Origin of the sequence: Acinetobacter sp. GWC1_38_13 (genome assembly GCF_001767535.1) — a bacterium.
GTDB lineage: Bacteria > Pseudomonadota > Gammaproteobacteria > Pseudomonadales > Moraxellaceae > Acinetobacter > Acinetobacter junii.
In genome coordinates this window covers 2,544-6,554 of record NZ_MELG01000059.1, presented here as the reverse complement: position 1 = coordinate 6,554, position 4,011 = coordinate 2,544, and the positions used below count along the sequence as shown (strand labels likewise).

At 38.0% G+C, this 4,011-nt stretch carries 5 protein-coding genes; 2 read left to right on the top strand and 3 right to left on the bottom strand.

Translation table 11 applies throughout. The annotated features are described in order from the left end of the window. Nucleotides 1–731: TonB-dependent receptor domain-containing protein (locus tag A2003_RS05895; RefSeq protein ID WP_286686956.1), on the top strand; the 731-nt coding region annotated here is incomplete at its 5' end. A gap of 3 nt (nucleotides 732–734) precedes the next feature. Next, on the top strand, nucleotides 735–2,198 hold the full coding sequence (locus A2003_RS05890; protein ID WP_112987502.1) for a PepSY domain-containing protein: 1,464 nt from the start codon (nucleotides 735–737) through the stop codon (nucleotides 2,196–2,198). 51 nt (nucleotides 2,199–2,249) lie between these two features. On the opposite strand, the gene A2003_RS05885 is transcribed toward A2003_RS05890, so the two are convergent. From A2003_RS05885 to A2003_RS05875, 3 genes are all read right to left on the bottom strand, one after another. Further along, entirely contained in the window at nucleotides 2,250–2,990 is a 741-nt protein-coding gene (locus A2003_RS05885) for an adenosylcobinamide-GDP ribazoletransferase (RefSeq protein ID WP_112987501.1), read from the bottom strand. Then, the gene (locus tag A2003_RS05880; protein WP_112987500.1) at nucleotides 2,987–3,586 is read right to left on the bottom strand and encodes a histidine phosphatase family protein; all 600 of its coding nucleotides are present in this window, start codon (nucleotides 3,584–3,586) and stop codon (nucleotides 2,987–2,989) included. Before A2003_RS05880 ends, A2003_RS05885 begins: the two co-directional genes overlap by 4 nt. Next, nucleotides 3,576–4,011, bottom strand: a 436-nt coding sequence (locus A2003_RS05875) for a nicotinate-nucleotide--dimethylbenzimidazole phosphoribosyltransferase (protein ID WP_286686955.1), incomplete at its 5' end; no start/stop codon positions are given. The genes A2003_RS05880 and A2003_RS05875, both read right to left, overlap by 11 nt.

Genomic DNA, 4,011 nt, shown 5'->3' with positions numbered 1-4,011 from the left:
TTGTTTGGAATATTACGCCTGAATTAGATCTTTACAGCAATTGGTCACAAGGCTTTGTTCCACCTGAAGTGAGTAGCCTTTATGGAGCAAATTTAGTAACGCCTGATCTCAAAGAAGCCACCTTTGATAACGTTGATCTAGGTTTGCGTTTCAAGTTATTGGATGATCGCTTAGATGGCGAAATTACCTTGTATCGTCTAGAGGGTAAAGATGAAGTGCTTAGCTTTACTAAACCAGACAACACACGTGAACCTCGCAATGCTGGAAAAACCTTACATCAAGGTATCGAAATTGGTGGAACATGGAAACTCAGCGAACAATATGACCAGCGTTTAAAACTGTCAGGCAGTATCGCAAAACATGAATATAAGCAATTTCAACCCTCACTAACACTCGACTATAGCGGCAATACGATGCCTAGCTCGCCAAAAAGCTTTGGAACAGTTGAGTATCAGATTAAACCTATACCAGAACTATTACTTTCAGTCGAAGGTATATATGTGGGTTCATACTGGATAAATGATGCCAATACAGAAAAGTATGATGGACATTCGATTTTAAACCTACGTGCAAATTATCGTAAAAATTCCTATGAGGTTTATGGGCAAATTCTCAATGCTGCTGATGTGCATTATGCAGAAAGTACCTCTTTTAGTAATAACCAAGCCAGTTATACACCTGCTGCACCACGTACTTATTTATTAGGTTTACGTTATCATTTTGGGAAATAAGTCATGAATGCCAACCAATTGAAAAAGCTACTAAAGTTTCATCGTGGCTTTGGAATGGTACTTGGCATTCTCGTTTTGATGTGGTCTTTAACTGGTGTGTTGCATCCAATTATGAGTGCAACCCAACCACAACCTGCAAAACGTATGCCTCCATCCCAACAGCTTGATTTGAGGGATGGATTGTCCGTTCCTCAAATCTTAGAAATGCAGAAAATTACCGAATTTTCTGCACTACAAGTGATTGAACTTAATAAAGATCTTATCGCTTATCGAGTTTTAAGACCTAATCAAAATATTGCTGAATATTTTGATCGTCATACTGGGCAACTTATTGAAGATGCCGAATTAAAAGATGCAAAACGTCTTGCAGTTTGGTACACCAGCTTAAGCCAACAACAGATTATTTCTGCTGAACTAGTGACTCAATTTAGCGATGATTATCCAAGCGTCAATCGTTTATTACCTGTTTGGCGTGTAGATTTTGATACTGGTTTAAGAGCTTATGTCGATCCAGCACAATCTCGATTAGCAACGATTTCCAATGATCAGAAAATGTGGATGGCACGGATCTTCCGCTTAGGACATAGATGGACTTGGGGAGATCAACCGTGGACAGGACAAAGTTTCTTGATGCAAATTGCTTTAATTAGCATTCTTACTTTGACCTTGATGGGTATAGGATTATTTTTCAAAATACACAATCGTAAAAATCATCGTTTAAGTGAAAAGCCAATTCGATTTTTTCATCGTTATCTGGGCATCAGTTTAAGTGTTTTTATCTTGTTATGGATGTTTAGTGGTTTTTATCATGTTTGGCATAAAAAATCTGAACTTGTGAATATTCAGCCCATCTTCCATACGCAAGATTTAAACCCTGAAGCATGGCAATTGGCAGTTCAACGCCCAATTCAGCGACTCAATCTTGTACCGATTGCTTTTAATCAAAATCAAGCTCATGCAGGCTGGATGATTCAATTGACTGGGAAACCTCAGTTACAAGGGAGCATGACCGCAGCGAAAGAATATGATCACCATCATCATGCAAAAGATGCCGCACCAGCCATTGAGTTAATCGATGCAAAACATGCTAGAAAATTGAATCCTCTTGAGCAGAGCAAATATTTGGCAGCGTTTTATTTAAACTTACCTTTAAAACATTTTACTCAAAGTTCGTGGATAACTCGTTTTGGCGGTGAATATGGTTTTATCAATAAACGTTTACCTGTAATCAAAGTTGATACTAATTTGAATGATCAGCTTAGACTTTATATAGAACCAAGTAGTGGTGTCATTGCGGCGCAAGTAAATCAGCAAGATGCCTTAGAGGGATTTAGTTTTGCTTATTTGCACAAATGGACATGGTTACCGATAGATAAAACGTTTAGAGACATTCTGTTGGGAACAATTGCGGGACTGATTGCAGTATTAGTTATCTTGGGAAGTGTATTGGCAACTCGAAAACGTTAAAGCGGAATTGATCCTTCTTATTTGAGGAGGATCAATCCTATAAAAATTCACTTAGATATAAAAGGAAGCAATGACAAAAGTTAGTATTAAACCTGTCTCACTCAACTCAATGGTAGCACCCACCGTATCGCCAGTGATACCACCGATTCGCTTAATAAACAAAATTCTTAAGTAAACCAATATCAATAAAAAGCTGATTAAAGCAACTAATCCCATCCATTTAAATGCACAAAGTAATGCTAATGTAATGACAAAAACCATCCATGCTAGTGTTTTAGGAATAGAATCCGTTATTGACCGCCCTAATCCATTTGCTCGAACATATCGTGTTGTGAGAAATAAAAATAAAGGAACACTGCGACCCAGCATGGGTATTAAGATTAAAAATGCAGAGAGCCGTTGTTCTAGCAAGACATATAAAGCTGAAAACTTCATCAAGCAAACAATAACTAAACTTAGAACACCGATAGGACCACAACTTGGGTCTTTCATGATTTTTAAGGTCCGTTCCCGATCACCAAAACCACCTACCCAAGCATCTGCTGTATCCGCTAGACCATCTAAATGAAGTCCACCAGTAAGCCAAATCCAAATCACTAAAATAATGATTGCAACAAGAATAATCGGTAATTTTACGAGAAGGATTGAAAGTCCAAATAGAATTAATCCTATTAGCAACCCTACAAGTGGATAAAAAAGTACAGATTGACCATTTTGCTTTGCAGTTGGTATCTGTTTTAGTTCGATGGGTAAAACAGTCAAGAATTGCAAAGCGATCCAAAATGGTGTCATTCTTTGATTTCCTCAAAACTGAGACTATCGTTTTTATACATTTTTACTGAATACAGTTGCCCAAGCTCAGCAGACATTATTAATAAATCATTGAGATGTTTATGTCGTGCTAAACAAGTGAGTAATTTAATCACACCACCATGCGTAACAACTAATGCTCTATTCCATTGGTGTATTTTCATTTGAGTGTGGATTTCATCAAAGCCAACTTGAACACGCTGTAAAAATTGCTCTAAAGACTCACCATTTGGTGCATGGTATTTTATTGGAAATTGCCAAAAATTTGCCAATAACTCGGGCTCATTTTCATAAATGCTTTGAGTCGAAATACCTTCCCAATCACCAAAATACATTTCTTTGATATGCATATTTAATTGCAAAGGTATTTCGAGTTGCTCTGCTAAATTGATTGCAAAGGCATGACAACGCTGTAAAGGTGAACTAAAAATAACATCCCAATTAGTACCTCCAGCGACATATTGCTGTATGGTCGATTGCATCTGCAACCAACCATTTTCTGTTAGTTCATCATCAGTATGCCCACGTAAAGTATGGCTTAAAGTTGTTTCACCATGTCGCAGTAAATCAAGGCGCAACTTTATCTCCTGTCACTGCAGCTTCGGCAAAGGTTGCCATTTGATTATGTAAAACACATGCCAATTGCAGCACTGACAATGCTGCGCCTGCACCACTTCCTTCACCCAATCTTAGATTCATTTTTAGAATTGGCTGCGCTTTTAATTCTTTAAGAATACGAACATGACCATATTCTGCTGATAGATGTCCAAATAGCATCCAGTCACGACAACTCGGCTGTATGCGAACAGCACATAATGCTGCAACGGAACTAATGAAACCATCCACCACAATAGGCAAACCAATTTGAGCACAACGTAAATATGCTCCTGTCATGGCAGCAATCTCTAAACCACCCACGGCAGCTAGAATTTTCAAAGCATCATTCTCAACACTGGATTGATGGAGTTCAATTGCCTGATTGATGACTGCAATTTTATGTTGT